The sequence below is a fragment of the Acinetobacter sp. CE-15 genome, from assembly GCF_051059255.1.
GTDB classification, from domain to species: domain Bacteria; phylum Pseudomonadota; class Gammaproteobacteria; order Pseudomonadales; family Moraxellaceae; genus Acinetobacter; species Acinetobacter guillouiae.
In genome coordinates this window covers 4,417,833-4,436,203 of the sequence record NZ_CP192737.1, presented here as the reverse complement: position 1 = coordinate 4,436,203, position 18,371 = coordinate 4,417,833, and the positions used below count along the sequence as shown (strand labels likewise).

Below are 18,371 nucleotides of genomic sequence, written 5' to 3'. Positions count from 1 at the left end.
ATTTAAACTGGCATTCACTAAAAATTTAAAGATTAAAGGAAAATAAAATGGCAATTATTGCAAATGCAAAGGTAAAAACCTATCCAGAACCATGGTCAGGTGAGGTGGTGAGTGGAAAACATCAACTGATTACCGATAAACCAGAATCATTTGGTGGGCAAGACAAGGGCTTAGCACCTTATGATTTTATCTGTTCAGGTTTAATTTCTTGTACCATGATTACATTGCGTATGTATGCTCAACACAAAGGGCTTGATTTGGGTGAGTTTACAGTTGAAGCTGATTTTAATGCCAATAAAGAGGGGAAAGAATGGGTTGAGCGTCGCTTGTCTTTTGCCACTCTATTGTCTGAAGAGTTGCATCAAAAAGTGTTAGACATTTGCCAAAAAACCCCAGTGACCAAGACTTTATTGCGTAGTGTGGAAATCAATACCACGATTATTTAAAAAACGGCTATGTAAAAGATGGTCGTTGTATTTGATCCATAAAAGATATTTTGTATAAAAACAAAATATCTTTTTTTTCTGTCATTAAGATTATACAAAGTTGCTTTTATTGATTATTTACAGGTGTTTGCATAAATTTTGTTATAGAACTTATCTTGATTCAAGGCTTTAAACTCTAAGTCGTCAAAGGAATAAAAAGCAGCCCCCGTTTCACCATCATGGCTCAAGGTAATGTCATCAAATTTTTTCACTAATTTGCTGTTTGATGTTTTTCCTGCAAAGTAGTCAGCACCCCGAATGGCGATGGTTTTCTCTTTACAATCCACAATAAGCTGTTTAATAACCGATTGATATGTTACACCTTGCTCATCTTTAATAGGGTTGGCATATTTTTCATAGATGACAGCTTGCTTAAACGAATCACGAATTTTTTGATGTGCATTTACATCAATAAAGGATTCACCCTTATTCTCAAGAGATCCCAATAACATAAGCTTGGGTTGATATGCATATAGATTTGAACAAATAAAGAAGAAAATTAACGGGATAAGTGACTTCATTTTTATTCTCAGAATAATCAATATTGAATCTAGAGTATAAACAAAGTTGATAAAAAAATGATTTAAATACAGTAATAGAATTGTTGAAAAGTTGAGATCAATTTATAGTCGAAGGATAAAAACTGAGGCAATACAATGATTACATTACATCACCTAGATCAATCTCGTTCACTCCGTATTATTTGGGCTTTAGAAGAGCTGGGGCTTGAATATCAGATTAAGCACTATAAACGCTTACCTACTTTTGCTGCACCCCCTGAGTTAAAAGCAGTTCATCCGCTTGGAAAGTCACCTGTATTGACCGATGGTGATCTAACCATTGCAGAATCTGCCGTGATTTTGGATTATCTTCAAGCAACTTATGATACAAAAAATCAGTTTAAGCCTCAGAATCCTAAAGACTTAATGCAATATAACTACTGGATGCATTATGCCGAGGGTTCTTTAATGCCTTATTTGTTGATGACCTTGGTCATGACCAATATGCCAAAACATGTTCCTTTTTTAATTCGCCCGATTGCAAAGAAAATTTCAGAAGGCGTCCGTGGCGGCTTTAGCAATCCTCGTTTAAAAGAACATGCAGCCTTTTTGGAAGCTTATTTTAGTCAACATGACTATGCCGCAGGTGAGTTTTCGTTTGCCGACATTCAAATGAGTTTTCCCGTGATTGCCATGCAGCAACGAACCAAAAATAAAACCCCTCGACTGGCTGCATATGCTGAACGAATTCAGCAGCGTCCTGCTTTTCAACGCGCTAAACTAAAGAGTGATGATTAAATTTTGTATATCAAGGTGATGGGTGAATGCATTTAATTTTTTTACCAGGTGCATCGGGAAGTACAGCGTTTTGGCAACCTGTTATGCAGCAGCTTTCAGCCGATCATCAAAAAACAGTGATGGCCTATCCAAGTTTTGCTGGACATCCAGAGCATCCGCATATTGATAGTTTTGACGATTTACAGGGCTATATTCTCGACCAAATTCAACAGCCCTGTATTGTGATTGCTCAATCTATGGGAGGGGTTTTTGCAGTTCAAGCAGCATTACAAAAACCTGAATTGATCAAAGCTTTGGTTTTGGTTGCAAGCTCTGGTGGAATTGATTTAAGCCCCTTTCAGGTTGCCGATTGGCGAGGCGATTACCAGCAAACATTTGCGGTGCCCGATTGGTTTGTCGATCATCAATCCCATTTAGATGATTTATTATACAAAATAGCGTGCCCAGTCCTGTTGCTTTGGGGCGATGCAGATCCCATTAGCCCTGTGGGCGTGGGTAAATATTTGCATGAAAAAATCCAGCATTCTAGATTGCATATCATTGAACAAGGGGAACATGATTTGGCCAATGCACACGCCAATCAAGTGGCTAGATTAATTCACGATTTTATTTCTGATATAAAGTAAAAGATTTAAGCTAAAGTCGCACATGTCTTTTTCATTTATGTTTACCATAATGACAATTGTGCTTCATCTTGCTGATCTGTCAGTTGATATAAACCCACTCCGATTAAACGGAATTGAAAATGCTCAGGAATTTGCATTTCGCTTAATAATATTTGAATGACCTGAACCATTTCTTGTTGCGATTGAAGTGCGGTTTTAAAACTTTTACTGTGCTGTAAAACCTGAAAATTCTTGAGTTTTAACTTAACGGTGACACCGCGAGCCTGCATGTGTTTTTTTTCTAAACTGAGCCAAACACGTTCAATTAAATTGTCCCAATAGATTGAACACTGTTCAAGGCTGAGATCATCATCAAATGTGGTTTCTTTGGAAATTTGCTGACGTTGTCGTTCAGCTTGTACTGGACGATCATCAACACCTTGGGCATATAAAAACAACTGTCTGCCATATTTGCCAAAATGATGGATTAGTATATTTTCTTCAATTTTTTGCAAATCCCCCAAAGTCTCTAAGTTTAAGCTTTTCAGTTTTTCCTGAGTGACTTTACCGACACCGGGAATTTTTTTCAGGGGTAAATCATGGATAAAATGTTGAACTTGGGTCGGTTTAATGATGCAAATGCCATTGGGTTTATTCCAGTCTGAGGCAATTTTGGCAAGAAATTTATTCGGTGCCACACCTGCCGAAGCAGTAAGCCCTGTTTGTTGAAAAATATCGGCTCGAATTCGTTCCGCCACTTCAGTAGCACTGGGAATATTTTGTAAATTTTCAGTGACATCTAAATAAGCTTCATCTAAAGATAAAGGTTCGATAAGCGCAGTGTATTTCTGAAAGATTTCATGAATTTTTACAGAAACATCGCGATATTTTTCAAAATTCGGTTCAATCACATAGACTTGAGGGCAGAGTTTTTTTGCCTGTGACATCGACATGGCGGAGCGTAATCCAAACTGACGCGCTGGATAGGATGCAGCAGCAATCACAGCCCGAGGATGATGTGAGGAAATCACTACAGGTAAGTGTTTTAGTTCAGGACGGTCGAGTAGCTCTACAGATGCATAGAATGCATCCATGTCAATATGGATGATTTTTCTCATGAATTACACAGTGTTGAAACGCTGTGTGATTATTCTAACCGATCTTGATTTGTTTCTATTGATGAATTTGAATTTTGTAAAGAATCTGCGACAGCTTATGTCATGAATGATCTTGATTATGCTTAATTCAACTTATTTTTCTGTAAAAACTGCTGCCATTGTTCTGCATCACCATAAAATACATTTAAATCGACATTTTTCTCGATGCCTTGAATTTTGCCTTGGTTGCTCTGTTGCCAAAATGTCCATGCACGTTGGTCTTTTAAATCTGGCTTATCTTTATATTCACGAATCCAAATCGGTGTATCTTTAAACTCACCTGTGAGTACCATGTTGTAAAAGATTTTAGAGGTATAAAAAATCGGTTGTTTACCATAATGCTTTTGCAATTGATCATGCATACTTTTGATGTGTTTGATTAATTGTTCTTTGGTATAGATGTTTATGCAACTGCTGTCATATTCCAAGTCCATCACAGGGGGCAAGGCATTGCTTTTATTTGGCACTGTTTTGATAAAATTTTGTGCTTGAATGTCACCATCACGACATAAACGAAAGAAGTGATAAGCCCCCACGCGCATACCACGTTCACGTGCTTCTAACCAATACTGCTGAAATTTATCATCTTGATAATCGCCACCTTCAGTGGCTTTGAGATAGACAAACTGATAGTGCTGCGGAGAGATTTTTTTCCATTCAATATCACCTTGATGATGTGAAACATCGAAACCTTTAATCGGATAGGCTTCAGCCAAGGCAGCATTATTATGAACAAAAAACAAAGTGCCGAGTATGACGCAGCAGAAAAGTGCGATCGCTAAAACTGAGCTATTGCGAGTGATTTTTTGCTGTTTGTGTTTTTTCGCAGCGTATTTTGACATGGTTTTTCTAAATATCCAGATGGATCAGTTTAACGTGCTTTGGTTCTAAAAAACGATGGCTGGATAAAAATTGCAACACTTAAATTTGCGCATCTTTGGGAATTTGAAAGAATATCAACGCCGTAATGATGTTAATCGCACCTAAGCAAATCAGGGTATAGTGAAATGCTTGTGTAATATGCGCTTCACTAAAATAGCCTGTAAATGCATTGAGTAGAGTACCTGCCAAAGCAATCCCAATACTCATTGATAACATCATAATCATCGATAAAAAGCTATTCCCACTACTGGCATCCTGTTGCGGGAGATCTTTAAGCGTAAGGGTATTCATGGTCACAAACTGTAATGAGTTGAGTACACCAAAAATAAAGAAATGCACCACACCTAACCATGTCGGGGTATCCGCTGTATGTAACGCAAAACTGGCAATACATGCACCGATCAATAAGGTATTAACCAGTAGAAATGGGCGATAACCAGTACGTTGTAGAATCGGGCGAATGATGGGTTTAGAAAATAATGAACCGAGTACAATCGGGGTCATCATTACCCCAGTCATAAAAGGTTCCATTTTAAAGGCGACTTGAAGCATCAGCGGCAAAATAAAGGGAACAGCATTTCCACCAAAGCGCGCAAAGAAATTACCGAGTACACCGATGGTATAGATTTTATTTTTAAACAGCCGACTACGAAACAATGCATTTTTATGGGTATGGGCATGATAGGCATAGACCAAGGCTGAGATTATCCCAGCGAAAAGTAAGCCTAAGCTCAGGCTTCTGGAGATTTCATTGCTGGCAATATTTTCAATCCCTAAAGCCATGCCCACCATTGCAATTGCCAATAGGATAAAGCCACTGAAATCAAAGGATTTTACCGATGCTTCAACCACATTGGGCATGGCTTTAAAGGTAACAAAAGTGCCTAAAATACCGATGGGTAAATTAATCAAAAAAATCCAGTGCCAAGAGGCATATTCGACCAACCAACCGCCTAAGATCGGGCCCATTAATGGACCGAGTAAGCCTGCTAAGCTCATCAAACTCATTGCAGAAAGAAACTGCTCACGAGGGATGATTTTTAACATGGCGAGTCGCCCGACTGGAACCAGTAACGCGCCACCGATACCTTGAATAACTCGAAATACAATAAGTAGATTGAAGTCATTGGACAGTGCACAGCCCAATGAGGCCGCGGTAAAAATTACGATCGCTGCAAAAAAGATATTTCGTACCCCAAAGCGATCTGCCAACCAACCACTTAAAGGGATACATGCAGCAACTGCCAAGACATAGCTAATCACGATGCCATGCATTTTTAATGGATTTTCTTGCAGGCTTTCTGCCATAGCAGGCAAAGCGGTATTGATAATCGTGGTATCTAAGCCTTGCATGAAAAAGCCGATCGAAACTAAAAAAACCAATAAATAGAATTTAGGTTGGAGTTTACTGTGCGATGGCGTAGTCGTCATAGAACTTAAATAATCCCATTTTGTGAATATTTTAAAACAATCATCTGACTAAATCTGTATGAAATCGTTGCTTTATATTGAATCAGGCGCGATACCCAATTGAATGTTCAAGAAATTGCCATAAAACTGTAATCTGCTTGTCATGAAACTTACACCCATGATGAATACATTAAGCCAAATTAAACAAAAAATGGGCTGTTTATGAACATAAAAGTTTCAGCATTGTGTTTAGCAATGCTTTCTGTTGGTTTAGTGGCGTGTAATGATGATAATAAAACAACAGCGCCAACGGTTGAAGAAACCACACCTGAAAGCATTAATTTAAGCTTATTGGGACGTTATGAAACGGGTATTTTTGCTGAAAGTGCAGCAGAGATTCCCGCATATGATGCAACAACAAAACGGGTATTTGTGGTCAATGCCAAAAAGGGTTTAGTTGATGTATTAGATGTGTCTAAACCCGAAACGCCTGTGCATATTGGTGAGCTTTCGGCCCGTGAAGCTTTAGCTGATTCAGAAGTAAATTCAGTTGCGATTAAAAATGGCATTGTGGCACTTGCTGTTCAAGCCAAACAAAAAACAGATAAGGGTATTGTGGCTTTTTTTAATGCCAAAGATTTGAAATTGATCAGTAAAGTCGAAGTTGGTGCTTTGCCTGATATGCTGACATTTAGCCCCGATGGTAAAACTGTTTTGGTGGCAAATGAGGCTGAACCCAACGATGACTATAGTATTGATCCTGAAGGTTCAATCAGCATTATTGATATCAGCAATATTCAACGACCAACCGCCAGCCTTGCCGATTTTAAAGCATTTAATGATAAAAAAGCCGATTTGATTAAAGCGGGTGTACGCATTTTCGGTCCTAAAGCGACAGTGGCTCAGGATCTAGAACCTGAGTACATTACCATCAGCAATGATGGGAAAACCGCTTGGGCGACCTTACAAGAAAATAATGCCATTGCCAAAATTGATATCGTTGCTAAAAAAGTGACTGATATTTTTCCATTAGGTTATAAAGATCATGGACTTGCTAATAATGCGCTAGATGTCAGTGATAAAGATGGAAAAATTAATATTCAAGCTTGGCCGGGTTTGGTGGGGATGTATCAACCTGATTCAATTGCCCATTATCAAGCCAATGGGGCAAGTTATTTAGTCACAGCCAATGAAGGTGATTCACGTGAATGGTTGAAGGACTCAACTGCATATTATGCTGGAGATCAAAGCCAAGGTTTTGCAGAAGCAATTCGAATGAAGCATTTATTCAACGTCAAAGGTTTCAATAATAAAGGCGATTATCCTGCTCATTTGACCAATCTTGTTGCGGGTGTAAAAGGGGCCAAACTAGATGCCACAGTTTTTGCCTATTGTGGTGCAACAGCGACTGATCCGGGCATGTGCCGTGATGATACACAATTAGGACGTTTAAACATTGCTTGGAATATGGGTTATCAAACCAACACGGATGGCTCACCAAAATTGGATGCCAATGGATTATTGACCTATAGTAAACTTTATAGCTATGGCGCACGTTCTTTCAGTATATGGGATGCACAAGGTAAGTTAGTTTGGGATTCAGGCAGTGAGTTTGAGCGTAAAGTTGCTGAGCTATTTCCAAATTATTTTAATAGTGATCATGAAGCGGCGGCTTTTGATGACCGAAGTGACAATAAAGGGCCTGAGCCTGAAGGTTTAGCGCTGGGTACGATTGGTAAAAAAACCTTTGCCTTTATCGGCTTAGAGCGCCAAAGTGGGATAATGGTATACGACATTAGCAATCCACAAAAGCCTGTATTTATACAGTATTTTAATAATCGTACCTTTAAACAGGATCAGGTTTATAAAGATGCCAAAGGTCAGCCGATCTTAAACAAGGATGGTAAACAGATTCTGATTGAGAAAAGTGATTTAGGTCCTGAAGGACTGACGTTTGTCTCTGCCAAAGATTCACCAAATGCAAAGCCTATGTTGATTGTGGGCAATGAAGTCAGTGGCAGTACAGCAATTTATCAGATAAATTTGAAATAGCGTTTTGATGTATTCTGATGCGAGTAAAGAGTGCTTTGGCACTCTTTTTTATTGAAGCTATCCCTCAGTTTTATGAGGGATAGCTGTAGATGTGATATATAAAATAGATTAATTATTCATCATTATCTACATCGGCAATTTTCAATAAAATTGTATTACTGATCTAAGCCTAACCACTGTCTTTGATGATAAGCGCTATCCCAGAACAACCACTCTAATTCAGCGCCTTTAGTATAAGCCTTATGCATTTTCTCAAGGGTATCTGCATCGCAATGTTCTGCAATACGGTCAATCGTTGCTAAAACATTTTTAACTGCTTCGTTAAACTCTTCACCTGAATAGGTATCGATCCATGCTTGATATGGATTATTGGCAATAGATTTACTCACAATATCTTTTCCAACTTCTGCATAAATCCAGAAGCAAGGCAGTAACGAAGCCAAAACCACAGGATAGCTTTCAGACCAAGCTGTCGCAGTTAAAAAAGCAGTGTAGTGATGGCAGGCAAGGGTAAGCGGGGTATTCTCAAAGTCAGCTTTGCTAATCCCAAAATCTTTCATAAATCCGTCGTGTAGGCTACGTTCAACCACAATCGCTTCTTTCGCACCTTGGGTAAATTGGATGATATCGTCAGCATCAAATGCTTTTGCGCCACAGATAGCCAATGCACGACCATATGCCACCAGATAATGCGCATCCTGAATCACATAATGACAAAAAGCTTCTTTGTTTAATGAGCCTGTCGCAAGTTCTTGGTTAAATGGAAGCGCTAAAGTTTTGTTATATAAAGCAAGATTACGTTGCCATACGTCTTGAGAAAAAGACATGTCATTTTCCTATGCAATGATTCAAGTTATAAAATGATTTCAGTTTGCAAGACTATAACAACTCTAAATTACTTTAGGTATTTGAATGCAGAAAATTCGGCTGTATTTGCATAAAAATATGACAAAGAACTTTGGATAAATGTGAAAAAGTCGTCATAATGTGCGCATTAAAAACGCGATTTTTATTTCAGTTTTCTGATTCAAAAACTATTCTCCGTAGGTCGAATTCCCATGATGAAACATTTTGGTTTCTCAATATTTTTTACGATCGTGTGTTTGGCAATCTCTGCATATTGGGGCTTTACCCATGGTCCAAATGCAGGTGTGCAAGCCATGCTCTCTGCACTGACTATTACGGCAATTCTTGCTGTGATGGAAGTGTCTCTGTCTTTTGACAATGCTGTTGTAAATGCATCTGTACTGCGTAATTGGGATCATTTCTGGAAAATGATCTTTTTAACTGTTGGTATTTTGATTGCTGTGTTTGGTATGCGATTGGTATTTCCTGTTGTGATTGTTGCAGTCACAGCGGATATGGGCATGTTTGATGTTGTGAAAATGGCATTAAATGATCCAATTCAATACTCAGAAAAATTATTGGCACATCATGCTGAAATCGCCGCTTTTGGTGGTTCATTCTTGTTGTTGGTATTTTTAAACTTTTTCTTGGATGAAGGCAAAGATACCCATTGGTTTAAATGGATTGAAAAGCGTTTAGCCAACTTGGCCAATGTACCAGCAATGTCGGTATTCCTTGCTTTAGTGGCATTGCTGATTATGGCTGCAAATGTAGATGAAGCGAAACGCCTTGTGGTCACAATGGCAGGTATCTGGGGCATCGTGATTTATATCGGTGTACAAGTACTCAGTCATTTACTGGGTGGCGAGCCAGAAGTGGATGAAGACGGCAATGCTGTGGGTCATGATGCCAATGGTGCACCTACAGGTGTGATCAAAGCGGGTATTGGTGGCTTTATTTACCTAGAAGTCTTAGATGCATCGTTTAGTTTTGACGGCGTGATCGGTGCATTTGCGATTACTTCTGATGTTGTCATTATTATGCTCGGTTTGGCCATTGGTGCGATGTTTGTTCGTTCAATGACAATCTACTTGGTCGATAAAGGTACACTTGATGCCTATATCTACCTTGAGCATGGTGCGCATTATGCCATTGGTGCTTTGGCATTTATCATGATTGCAAGTGGTACAGGTTTACATGTACCTGAGGTGGTAACAGGTTTGATTGGTGTTGCCTTTATTGTTTGGGCAGTGATTGCATCGATTCAATATAACAAGCGAATTGAACAACAGAGTTAATCCTTTTTTAAGAAAAGAGATTACAATACAAGAGCACTTTAACAGTGCTCTTTTTTATGCTCAATGTTTCCACAAAGTTGCCACAATATGCGATGATGTGTTTGATAATTAGCTCGCCAGTTTTGATAAGCCAGTAGATATGATGAATCCTTTAGAACGCCGCTCGACCTTTGCATTAAGTAGTATTTTTGCTTTACGCATGTTGGGGTTGTTCATGATTATCCCTGTGTTTGCAGTGGTTGGTCAGTCTTATCAGTATGCCACACCTGCTTTGATCGGTTTAGCGGTCGGTGTATATGGCCTCAGCCAAGCACTTCTGCAAATTCCTTTTAGCTTATGGGCAGATCGTTTTAGTCGGAAACCTTTGATTGTTTTTGGCTTACTGCTGTTTGCTTTGGGTGGTGCTGTTGCGGCAATGTCTGAAACCATTTATGGGGTCATTATTGGCCGTGCGATTGCTGGCGCTGGCGCTGTATCTGCGGTTGTTATGGCTTTGCTGGCTGATGTCACCCGTGAAGAGAATCGAACCAAAGCTATGGCTGTGATGGGCATGAGTATCGGATTGTCTTTTGTTGTGGCTTTTAGTTTAGGGCCTTGGCTCACCAGTTTAGTGGGGATTTCAGGACTATTCTGGGTAACAACAATCATGGGATTATTGGCAATCCTCATGTTGTTTATGGTGCCTAAAACCACACGTCACCATAAAAACTTTAAACAAGGTTATCTGCATCAGCTCAAACAAGTCTTAAAAATGGGCGATTTGAATCGTCTGCATGTTTCAGTTTTTGCGCTGCACTTATTGCTTACCGCAATGTTTGTTTATGTGCCTTCTCAATTGATCAATTTTGCTGGGATCCCTTTGGCGCAACATGGCATTGTTTACTTGCCTTTGTTGGTCATCAGTCTGTTTTTTGCATTTCCGAGCATTATTCTGGCTGAAAAATACCGTAAAATGCGCAGCATTTTTCTAACGGCAATTGCAGGAATTATCGCGGGATTAGTCGTTCTGATTTTTGGTTATGAATCCAAATATATCTTGTTGTTAGGCCTTGGATTGTTCTTTATTGCCTTTAATGTCATGGAAGCTTTACTCCCTTCATGGTTGTCTAAAGCAGCACCGATTCAATCCAAAGCAACAGCGATGGGTGTTAATGCAAGTGCTCAATTTTTAGGGGCTTTTTTTGGTGGGACACTTGGTGGGCAATTAATTTTGCTCAATAATACAACAATGGGTTGGAGTGTCTTATCAGCTATTGCTATACTTTGGTTGCTCATTAGTTTTGGGCTAGCTCAACCACGATATTTAACATCAATCGTATTACGATTGCCTGAGGATAAACAAACCGATAATTGGACTTCTCAGTTGTTGTCAATTCGTGGTATTGAGGAAGTTGTGGTTATGTCTGACCAGCAAGTTGCGTATATAAAGGTTGATAAACAGCAAATTGATGATGCTGCGCGACAACATTTAACGCAGTTGTTTGGGAAAGAGGTAGCCATTTAAACATAACTCTTATAAAGTAAAACATAGAATCGAATAGGAAGATAACATCTAATGCGTGGTGTAAATAAAGTTATTTTAGTTGGTACTTTAGGTCGTGATCCTGAGACTAAAACTTTCCCAAATGGGGGTTCTCTCACTCAATTTTCAATTGCGACAAGTGAATCTTGGACAGACAAAAATTCCGGTGAAAGAAAAGAACAAACGGAATGGCATCGTATTGTATTGCACAACCGTTTAGGTGAGATTGCACAGCAGTATTTACGTAAAGGTTCAAAAGTTTATATTGAAGGTTCTTTACGTACCCGTCAGTGGACGGATCAAAATGGTCAAGAGCGCTATACCACTGAAATTCGTGGCGAACAAATGCAGATGCTTGATAACAACCGTCAACAAGGTGAAGGCGCTGCTGCTGACAATGGTGGTTATAACCAACCACGTTTCAATAACAACCAGCAAGGTGGTTTTAACAACAACCAAGGCGGTGGTGGTTATGCGAATCAAGGTAATCAAGGCGGTGGTTACGGCAATGCCAATCCACAAGGTGGCTATGGCAATGGCGGAAACAATGTAAACCAAGGTTTTCAATCGCCTAAACCTGCAGCTGCACCATCAGCACCTACTGCTGCCCCTGCGGATTTGGATGATGACTTACCGTTTTAATTGATAAAAACGGTCAAGCTTTATCAAAACCCTTTGTGAAAACAAAGGGTTTTTTATGAGCTTCATGATTTGGTTTTAGACAATCACTTTTTCGCTGAAACCCACATGGTAATCACGGCTTTAAACACCAGATCATTGTGCATGTCTTTAACCTCCACATTGACCAAATAATCACTACCTTGATTCCACTGAAAATTGCTTTCAACAGGCGTGGCAATCGCAATTAAATCAGTTTCAGCCTTCTTTAAATATTCAACCATCATCCCTTTGGGAATCCAACGATGCGAGAAAGGCACAGTTACATCGGTCATGGTTCCGCCAGCCAGTTCAGCCATATTACACATGGCAATTGCATGGACTGTACCAATATGATTGAGTACAGCACGGTGTTTTTTAATTTTAATTTCAGCATAATTCGTTTCGAGTCGTTCAAAAACAGGTGAAATACTGCTGAAATAAGGCGCTTTTAAGCATAATAATTTTGAAAATGTCCATTTGCCAGCAGGCTTATTTTTAAATCTGTTCCACAGTTTTAGGGTTTGGCTCATTGTTGTATTCCTTATTTAGTTTACAGAATATTATTTAGTTTACAGAATAATATTCTAATACAGAATTAAATTCTGTTATTGGCTCGACAGACGATTTGAATCGCGTAAAATGTCATATAGAAAATGCTTAAATAAAATCAAAGGCTGTACATGAATAATCAAAGTTTGTTGGAACGTCGTTATAGTGGACGTCGTGCAGAATTAAAACGTGTGATTTTAACGGAAGCATTAGCCTGTTTTTTAGAATATGGGATTGAAACAACAACAATAGAAATGATCCGTGAACGTGCGCAAACCAGTGTGGGAGCGATTTATCACCATTTTAAAAATAAAGAAGGTTTAGTGGCAGCCCTGTATATTTTAGCCATAGAAGACCAAGCAGAACGCCGTGATCAAGCATTATTGTCTGCACAAAGTCTACAGCAGGGTATCCAAGTGATGACAGCAAGTTATATAGACTGGGTCATGGATTATCCTGATTTCGCCAGATTTTTATATACTGCCAATTTTAGTATTTCTAAAAGTACTCAACGGGATCAGCTAAAACAGCAGAATCATTTACGTAATCAGCACTTATTGGCTTGGATGAAACAGCAACCCGATTATGGGGTGATCAAGAACATTCCCCATGAATTATTATTGTCATTTATGGTTGGATCGACAGAAAGTTATTGTCGGGCATGGTTGTCAGGTAAAGTGAAAGCCACGCCAAAAGTTTACCAAGCAGCATTGGCACATGCGGCTTGGTGCAGTTTAGAAAGCGTATATCAGCAACAACAAGGCTGAATAACCAAGCTTGTTAAATCATGGATGCTATGATTAAAAAATTCGTGAGCTTTGCATATAGTGCGTTGTGACTTGATCTAAGTGATTCAGAATGGTCGCACGATCTTGAGTTTGAATTGCTGTGTCCAGTTGCTGCATATAGCCTAGCAATTGGTTTTTTGCTTTTGCCGCAAATTCAGCAGTAATGGCTTGATCTTCATAGAGTAAAACATAGTTTTTGGCAAAACCATAAATCATAAAAATTGCCGTTTTCTCAAAATCAGCCTCAGAATGAGCAATTTGAGATTCACAGTTTATTTTCAGTTGTTTAAAAGCGTCTGTACCAAAAGGAAGGTTTTGGAATTGCTCCAAAAGAATTGAGAACGTCATTTTTTAAAGTCCACTCAAAAAGAAAATCTATAGAGTAAACGGTGAAAGGTCAAGCAAAGTTTGAAATAATATTTTCGATTAAACCAAGCCAACAGATTGGAAAAATAAATCTATAAAACCGATTATTTTTATTAAAAACTCCAGTTTTACCGATTTAATAATTTTTCGTATAGTGATTTCACAGATAAGCAATCCCTGAAACCTATTGAAGGAAGACCAAATGAGTTTGATCAATACTGAAGTTAAAGCATTTAACGCAACTGCATATAAAAACGGTGAATTTATCGAAGTGTCTGAAAAAGACTTCTTGGGTAAATGGTCTGTGGTATTTTTCTATCCTGCTGACTTTACTTTTGTCTGCCCAACAGAGTTAGGCGATCTAGCAGATAACTATGCTGAATTCCAAAAAATGGGTGTAGAAATTTACTCAGTTTCTACTGATACACACTTTACCCATAAAGCATGGCATGACAACTCAGATGAAATCAAAAAGATCCAATATCCAATGGTGGGTGATCCAACATGGGCTTTGGCAAAAAACTTTGAAGTGTTGATTGAAGCTGAAGGCCTTGCAGATCGTGGCACTTTCGTAATTGATCCTGAAGGTAAAATTCAAATTATTGAAATCAATGCCGGTGGCATTGGACGTGATGCACAAGAATTACTGCGTAAAGTGAAAGCAGCACAATATGTACATGCACACCCAGGCGAAGTATGTCCAGCAAAATGGAAAGAAGGTGATGCAACACTTGCACCTTCAATTGATCTGATCGGTAAAATCTAATCATTGCATAGGATTAAAATTGAAAACCAGAAGTTAAACTTCTGGTTTTTTTATTGTTCGCTTGGCTTTATAAAATATAACCATCGTGTTTAGGTGCGTAGGCGCGAATACCATCGACTAAATCTTCAATCAATTTTTCCATGACTAAGCGTTGACCTTTGCGTGATGCATAAACCAACTGTACAACACCAATATTGGAACACCACTCTGGTAACAGATGGATTAAACGCCCTGAAGTAATGTCTCGTTCTACCGTTAAATAGGGAAGATCAGCAATGCCTAAGCCATCGAGTACTGCATAATACGCACCCATTAAGTCATTACTTTTGACCCGAGGCTGTAACGGAATATCGATTTCTTCTCGTTGCTGAATATGATGTAAATGCCAATGATAGTGCTGTTTATCTGTACCTAATACAATGGTTGGAAATTCACAAAGTTCTGTGACATGTTGAATTTCACGATCGCCTAAAAGTTCAGGACTAATCACTAAACAGTGCGTGGTTTTAATCACATCTCTAACGATAATGCTGGAGTCTTCATTGCTTGAAAAGTTAGTACGAATGGCCAAATCAATATCATCATGCAGCACATCGATACGTCGACTGGTGAGTGCTAATTCAACCCGAACTTTGGGATATTTTTTTAAAAACTGATTTAGAATCGGTCGAATTTGATGTTCCATCATCACCGGTGGGCAACTAATTTTAATTAGTCCCTGTAATTCAATTTCTTGTTTTAATAAGACATTCTGAGCATTATCTGCCTGTTCAATAATCTTTGCACATTCCTCAAAGAATTCTTGTCCTAGTGGTGTGACTTTAAAATGCCGTGTCGAGCGTTGAATCAGAGTCACATTAAATTTGGCTTCTAAATCCAGAATACGTCGGCTCAGTTTAGACTTGGTGATATTACTGGCTTCACTCGCAGCACTAAATCCACCATGTTTTACCACCAGATAGAAATAATAGTAGTCATCAAAAGAGTGCACAGCTTCATCTCAGGTGTGTTGATGATAAAATAGTATCATTAATAGGAAAATATTTTAAAATTTGTACAAATAAAATGCACAAACAAAAGCGAGGAATGCAAAGACTTACATTCCTCGCGACAACGATTGTCTTATTTTTGAGAAGTGTTTTGTGTGTAGCTGTTGATCAGATTACGATAGTCAGGGATATGGTTACCAAATAGCGTACCTAAACCTTCAATATCATTACGCCAATCGCGATGTAGCTCACATGAGGCACCAAACCAAGTCATTAATTGTGCACCTGCATTGCTCATACGGTCCCACGCTGAGTCACGTGTCAGCGGGTTAAATGTTCCTGAAGCATCAGTGATCACAAAGACCTCAAAGTCTTCTTCAAGGGCAGAAAGTGCAGGAAAGGCAACACAAACCTCGGTGACAACACCCGCAATAATCAGTTGTTTTTTCCCTGTTGCTTTTACCGCTTTGACAAAGTCTTCATTGTCCCAAGCGTTGATTTGACCAGGGCGAGCGATATAAGGCGCATCTGGAAAAAGCGCTTTTAACTCGGGTACCAGTGGGCCATTGGGACCATCTTCAAAACTGGTGGTCAGAATGGTGGGAAGGTTAAAATATTGAGCCGCCGCAGCCAGTGCCAGAACATTGTTTTTAAACTTATCTGGGTCAATGTCGCGGACTAAAGAAAGTAATCCAGTTTGATGATCGACTAACAATACCGCAGCATCATCTTTGTTTAAACGAACGTAAGGTTTTCCCATTTTTTATATCCTTGAAGTCACTAAAATTTAAATTGTGCTTAAATACAAAACAAATTATTTTGCATGGATTTCATGTTACGTGGCTTAATCATGATAATTAAGCCTATAAACTGAGATTAATAATCTCATAAATAAGATGATTGATTAAAAACTACGCTGTGCCGTCGCTATTGAATATCCTATATTTGGGATTCAGCGTATTGGTAGATTGCTGTATTGATCACTTTAAAAAACCTAAAATGGATTCATATTAAAGCCTAGAGATAGGAGTATTGAGATGAAAAGAATTATTGGTGTATACCGCAATCAAAATATGCATTGGGTCGGTGATGGCTTTCCTGTAAAAAACTTGTTTTCTTATGATCGTTTAGGTCAAGCGATTAGTCCTTTTTTATTATTGGATTATGCAGCGCCTTATACCTTTGCACCTAGCCATGAACAGCACGGTGTAGGTTCACATCCACATCGTGGCTTTGAAACAGTGACACTCGCCTATCAAGGTGAAGTTACTCATAAAGACTCCCATGGTGGCGGTGGAACCATTAAAACAGGTGATGTGCAATGGATGACTGCGGGCGCAGGCTTGGTTCATGAAGAATTCCATTCACATGAATTCACTGAAAAAGGTGGAATCTTTGAAATGGTTCAGCTATGGGTGAATTTACCTGCGGCAGATAAAATGACCCAACCTAAGTATCAAGCAATTTCTGCGCAAGATATTCCTGTGATTCATTTTGATGATGATGCAGGCCACTTACGTGTGGTTGCAGGGAAATATGCTGAACAACAAGGCGCTGCTTCAACCTTTAGCCCAGTCAATGTTTGGGATGGTCAGCTTAAAGCAGGTCATGAGCAAATTATTCATGTGCCAGTTGACCACAATACTTTGGTGGTTGTACTCGAAGGTGAAATGCTACTCAATGGTACACAAAAGGTACTTGATAGCTCGATTGTCATGTTTGAAAAAGATGGCGATGCAGCAATTCAACTTGAAGCGGTGCAAGATGCTAAGTTTTTGGTCCTTACAGGTAAACCACTGAATGAGCCAATCCAAGGCTATGGTCCATTTGTGATGAATAGCAAAGAAGAAATCGTGCAAGCGTTTAACGATTTCAACAATGGCAAATTTGGTGAAATTGTAGCAGAAGCTTAGTTAATGTTGATGAAAGGTATTTGTGTATAACGGAGACCTTAGCCTACACACTTAGGCATGTGAAATATTGAGAGAAGTCAAAAAGCGGATTGTAAAATCCGCTTTTTTTATATTTAAAATTTTTAGCACCAAAAGGTCAGAAATTTAAAAAAAGAAAAGAGCTTTGCTCTTATTGAACAGAAGCTCTCTTACGCTGTAGTTTTTTTCTTTAGATGATTATGTCTTGTTTTGATTGGGTTGTTTTGTTATTCGCGCATCATAATTAATTAAAAATGTGAAGTAAAGCACAATATATTTCATTTGGTTAATTTATATCCGTTGTTTCAGTATTTTTTGTATGCCGTCATTTTACAAGTGGTGCAATTGATCTGCTTAAAAAGCAAATTCAAAGTAAAAAAAAGGATCTCTATTCCACACTATAGAGATCCTTTTTATGCTGTAGTTTCTTTTATTGTGTGTGTTGTCATAATTATTTGTTTTTATTGTAAATGTGAATTATTTATCGTTTTTATGCTGTAAATAATAATTAATAAATTGGCATTTGTAAATGTTTTTTTAATAAATAGTTAAATTATCTGTATGTTTTTAACAGTATTTTTTTATATATATAAATATCAATCAAGTATAAGTAGGGTGTCGCACAGGAGCTTGGTCTAAAACCACTAAAATTAAATAAATACCGAGGAAGGGAGATTTTTCCTAAAAAATTTCCAACAAAAAAAGTTAAAACTGGAACTTTTTAATACCGCGATTTAATCGGCTATAGCTCATAATAAAAAAAATGG

General features: G+C 38.5%; 19 protein-coding genes. 10 read left to right on the top strand and 9 right to left on the bottom strand.

Annotation, left to right across the window (positions count from 1 at the left end):
• The first annotated feature begins 47 nt into the window (after positions 1-47).
• Positions 48-446: an OsmC family protein gene (locus ACQ7EO_RS20460; protein WP_434278589.1), complete on the top strand. Its 399-nt coding sequence runs from the start codon at positions 48-50 to the stop codon at positions 444-446.
• A gap of 113 nt (positions 447-559) precedes the next feature.
• On the opposite strand, the gene ACQ7EO_RS20455 is transcribed toward ACQ7EO_RS20460, so the two are convergent.
• Positions 560-1,006 carry a surface-adhesin E family protein gene (locus ACQ7EO_RS20455; protein WP_434278588.1) on the bottom strand — a complete coding sequence of 149 codons (447 nt, stop codon included), beginning with the start codon at positions 1,004-1,006 and terminating at the stop codon, positions 560-562.
• 135 nt (positions 1,007-1,141) lie between these two features.
• Here ACQ7EO_RS20455 and ACQ7EO_RS20450 point away from each other — a divergent pair, with 135 nt between their 5' ends.
• Positions 1,142-1,783 (top strand): glutathione S-transferase family protein, encoded by a 642-nt coding sequence (locus ACQ7EO_RS20450; protein WP_004718584.1) that lies wholly within the window; start codon positions 1,142-1,144, stop codon positions 1,781-1,783.
• A 26-nt stretch (positions 1,784-1,809) separates the two neighbouring features.
• Positions 1,810-2,409, top strand: coding sequence for an alpha/beta fold hydrolase (locus ACQ7EO_RS20445; protein ID WP_434278587.1), 600 nt, complete (start codon positions 1,810-1,812; stop codon positions 2,407-2,409).
• A 41-nt stretch (positions 2,410-2,450) separates the two neighbouring features.
• Here ACQ7EO_RS20445 and dinB read toward each other — a convergent pair whose 3' ends face one another.
• The 3 genes from dinB to mdtD all read right to left on the bottom strand — a co-directional run bounded on the left by dinB (position 2,451) and on the right by mdtD (position 5,858).
• Complete coding sequence (gene dinB / locus ACQ7EO_RS20440) at positions 2,451-3,506, bottom strand: DNA polymerase IV (protein ID WP_434278586.1); 1,056 nt, start codon at positions 3,504-3,506, stop codon at positions 2,451-2,453.
• Between the two features lie 122 nt (positions 3,507-3,628).
• On the bottom strand, positions 3,629-4,387 hold the full coding sequence (locus ACQ7EO_RS20435; RefSeq protein ID WP_434278585.1) for a glycoside hydrolase family 25 protein: 759 nt from the start codon (positions 4,385-4,387) through the stop codon (positions 3,629-3,631).
• Positions 4,388-4,466: 79 nt separating this feature from the next.
• Positions 4,467-5,858 carry a multidrug transporter subunit MdtD gene (mdtD, locus tag ACQ7EO_RS20430; protein WP_434278584.1) on the bottom strand — a complete coding sequence of 464 codons (1,392 nt, stop codon included), beginning with the start codon at positions 5,856-5,858 and terminating at the stop codon, positions 4,467-4,469.
• Between the two features lie 201 nt (positions 5,859-6,059).
• Between mdtD and ACQ7EO_RS20425 the strand changes: the two genes are divergently transcribed.
• On the top strand, positions 6,060-7,889 hold the full coding sequence (locus tag ACQ7EO_RS20425; RefSeq protein WP_434278583.1) for a choice-of-anchor I family protein: 1,830 nt from the start codon (positions 6,060-6,062) through the stop codon (positions 7,887-7,889).
• Between the two features lie 155 nt (positions 7,890-8,044).
• On the opposite strand, the gene tenA is transcribed toward ACQ7EO_RS20425, so the two are convergent.
• Positions 8,045-8,716, bottom strand: a complete 672-nt coding sequence (tenA, locus tag ACQ7EO_RS20420; RefSeq protein ID WP_434278582.1) for a thiaminase II — start codon at positions 8,714-8,716, stop codon at positions 8,045-8,047.
• A gap of 234 nt (positions 8,717-8,950) precedes the next feature.
• Between tenA and ACQ7EO_RS20415 the strand changes: the two genes are divergently transcribed.
• The 3 genes from ACQ7EO_RS20415 (at position 8,951) to ssb (ending at position 12,197) form a co-directional block, all read left to right on the top strand.
• Complete coding sequence (locus ACQ7EO_RS20415; RefSeq protein WP_171066888.1) at positions 8,951-10,033, top strand: DUF475 domain-containing protein; 1,083 nt, start codon at positions 8,951-8,953, stop codon at positions 10,031-10,033.
• 139 nt (positions 10,034-10,172) lie between these two features.
• On the top strand, positions 10,173-11,537 hold the full coding sequence (locus tag ACQ7EO_RS20410; RefSeq protein WP_016539108.1) for an MFS transporter: 1,365 nt from the start codon (positions 10,173-10,175) through the stop codon (positions 11,535-11,537).
• A 51-nt stretch (positions 11,538-11,588) separates the two neighbouring features.
• The gene (ssb, locus tag ACQ7EO_RS20405; protein WP_004718569.1) at positions 11,589-12,197 is read left to right on the top strand and encodes a single-stranded DNA-binding protein; all 609 of its coding nucleotides are present in this window, start codon (positions 11,589-11,591) and stop codon (positions 12,195-12,197) included.
• A gap of 83 nt (positions 12,198-12,280) precedes the next feature.
• On the opposite strand, the gene ACQ7EO_RS20400 is transcribed toward ssb, so the two are convergent.
• The gene (locus ACQ7EO_RS20400; protein ID WP_434278581.1) at positions 12,281-12,745 is read right to left on the bottom strand and encodes a hotdog fold domain-containing protein; all 465 of its coding nucleotides are present in this window, start codon (positions 12,743-12,745) and stop codon (positions 12,281-12,283) included.
• Positions 12,746-12,895: 150 nt separating this feature from the next.
• Here ACQ7EO_RS20400 and ACQ7EO_RS20395 point away from each other — a divergent pair, with 150 nt between their 5' ends.
• Positions 12,896-13,531 (top strand): TetR/AcrR family transcriptional regulator, encoded by a 636-nt coding sequence (locus ACQ7EO_RS20395; RefSeq protein WP_034611308.1) that lies wholly within the window; start codon positions 12,896-12,898, stop codon positions 13,529-13,531.
• 33 nt (positions 13,532-13,564) lie between these two features.
• On the opposite strand, the gene ACQ7EO_RS20390 is transcribed toward ACQ7EO_RS20395, so the two are convergent.
• Positions 13,565-13,900 (bottom strand): hypothetical protein, encoded by a 336-nt coding sequence (locus tag ACQ7EO_RS20390; RefSeq protein WP_105713880.1) that lies wholly within the window; start codon positions 13,898-13,900, stop codon positions 13,565-13,567.
• Between the two features lie 220 nt (positions 13,901-14,120).
• Here ACQ7EO_RS20390 and ahpC point away from each other — a divergent pair, with 220 nt between their 5' ends.
• Positions 14,121-14,684: an alkyl hydroperoxide reductase subunit C gene (ahpC, locus tag ACQ7EO_RS20385; RefSeq protein ID WP_004718560.1), complete on the top strand. Its 564-nt coding sequence runs from the start codon at positions 14,121-14,123 to the stop codon at positions 14,682-14,684.
• A gap of 67 nt (positions 14,685-14,751) precedes the next feature.
• Here ahpC and ACQ7EO_RS20380 read toward each other — a convergent pair whose 3' ends face one another.
• Positions 14,752-15,675 (bottom strand): LysR substrate-binding domain-containing protein, encoded by a 924-nt coding sequence (locus ACQ7EO_RS20380; protein ID WP_434278580.1) that lies wholly within the window; start codon positions 15,673-15,675, stop codon positions 14,752-14,754.
• 131 nt (positions 15,676-15,806) lie between these two features.
• A complete protein-coding gene (ycaC, locus tag ACQ7EO_RS20375) occupies positions 15,807-16,433 on the bottom strand; it encodes an isochorismate family cysteine hydrolase YcaC (RefSeq protein ID WP_004818434.1) in 627 nt (208 codons plus the stop codon).
• Between the two features lie 277 nt (positions 16,434-16,710).
• Here ycaC and ACQ7EO_RS20370 point away from each other — a divergent pair, with 277 nt between their 5' ends.
• Complete coding sequence (locus ACQ7EO_RS20370) at positions 16,711-17,586, top strand: pirin family protein (RefSeq protein ID WP_004718553.1); 876 nt, start codon at positions 16,711-16,713, stop codon at positions 17,584-17,586.
• Positions 17,587-18,371: the final 785 nt, after the last annotated feature.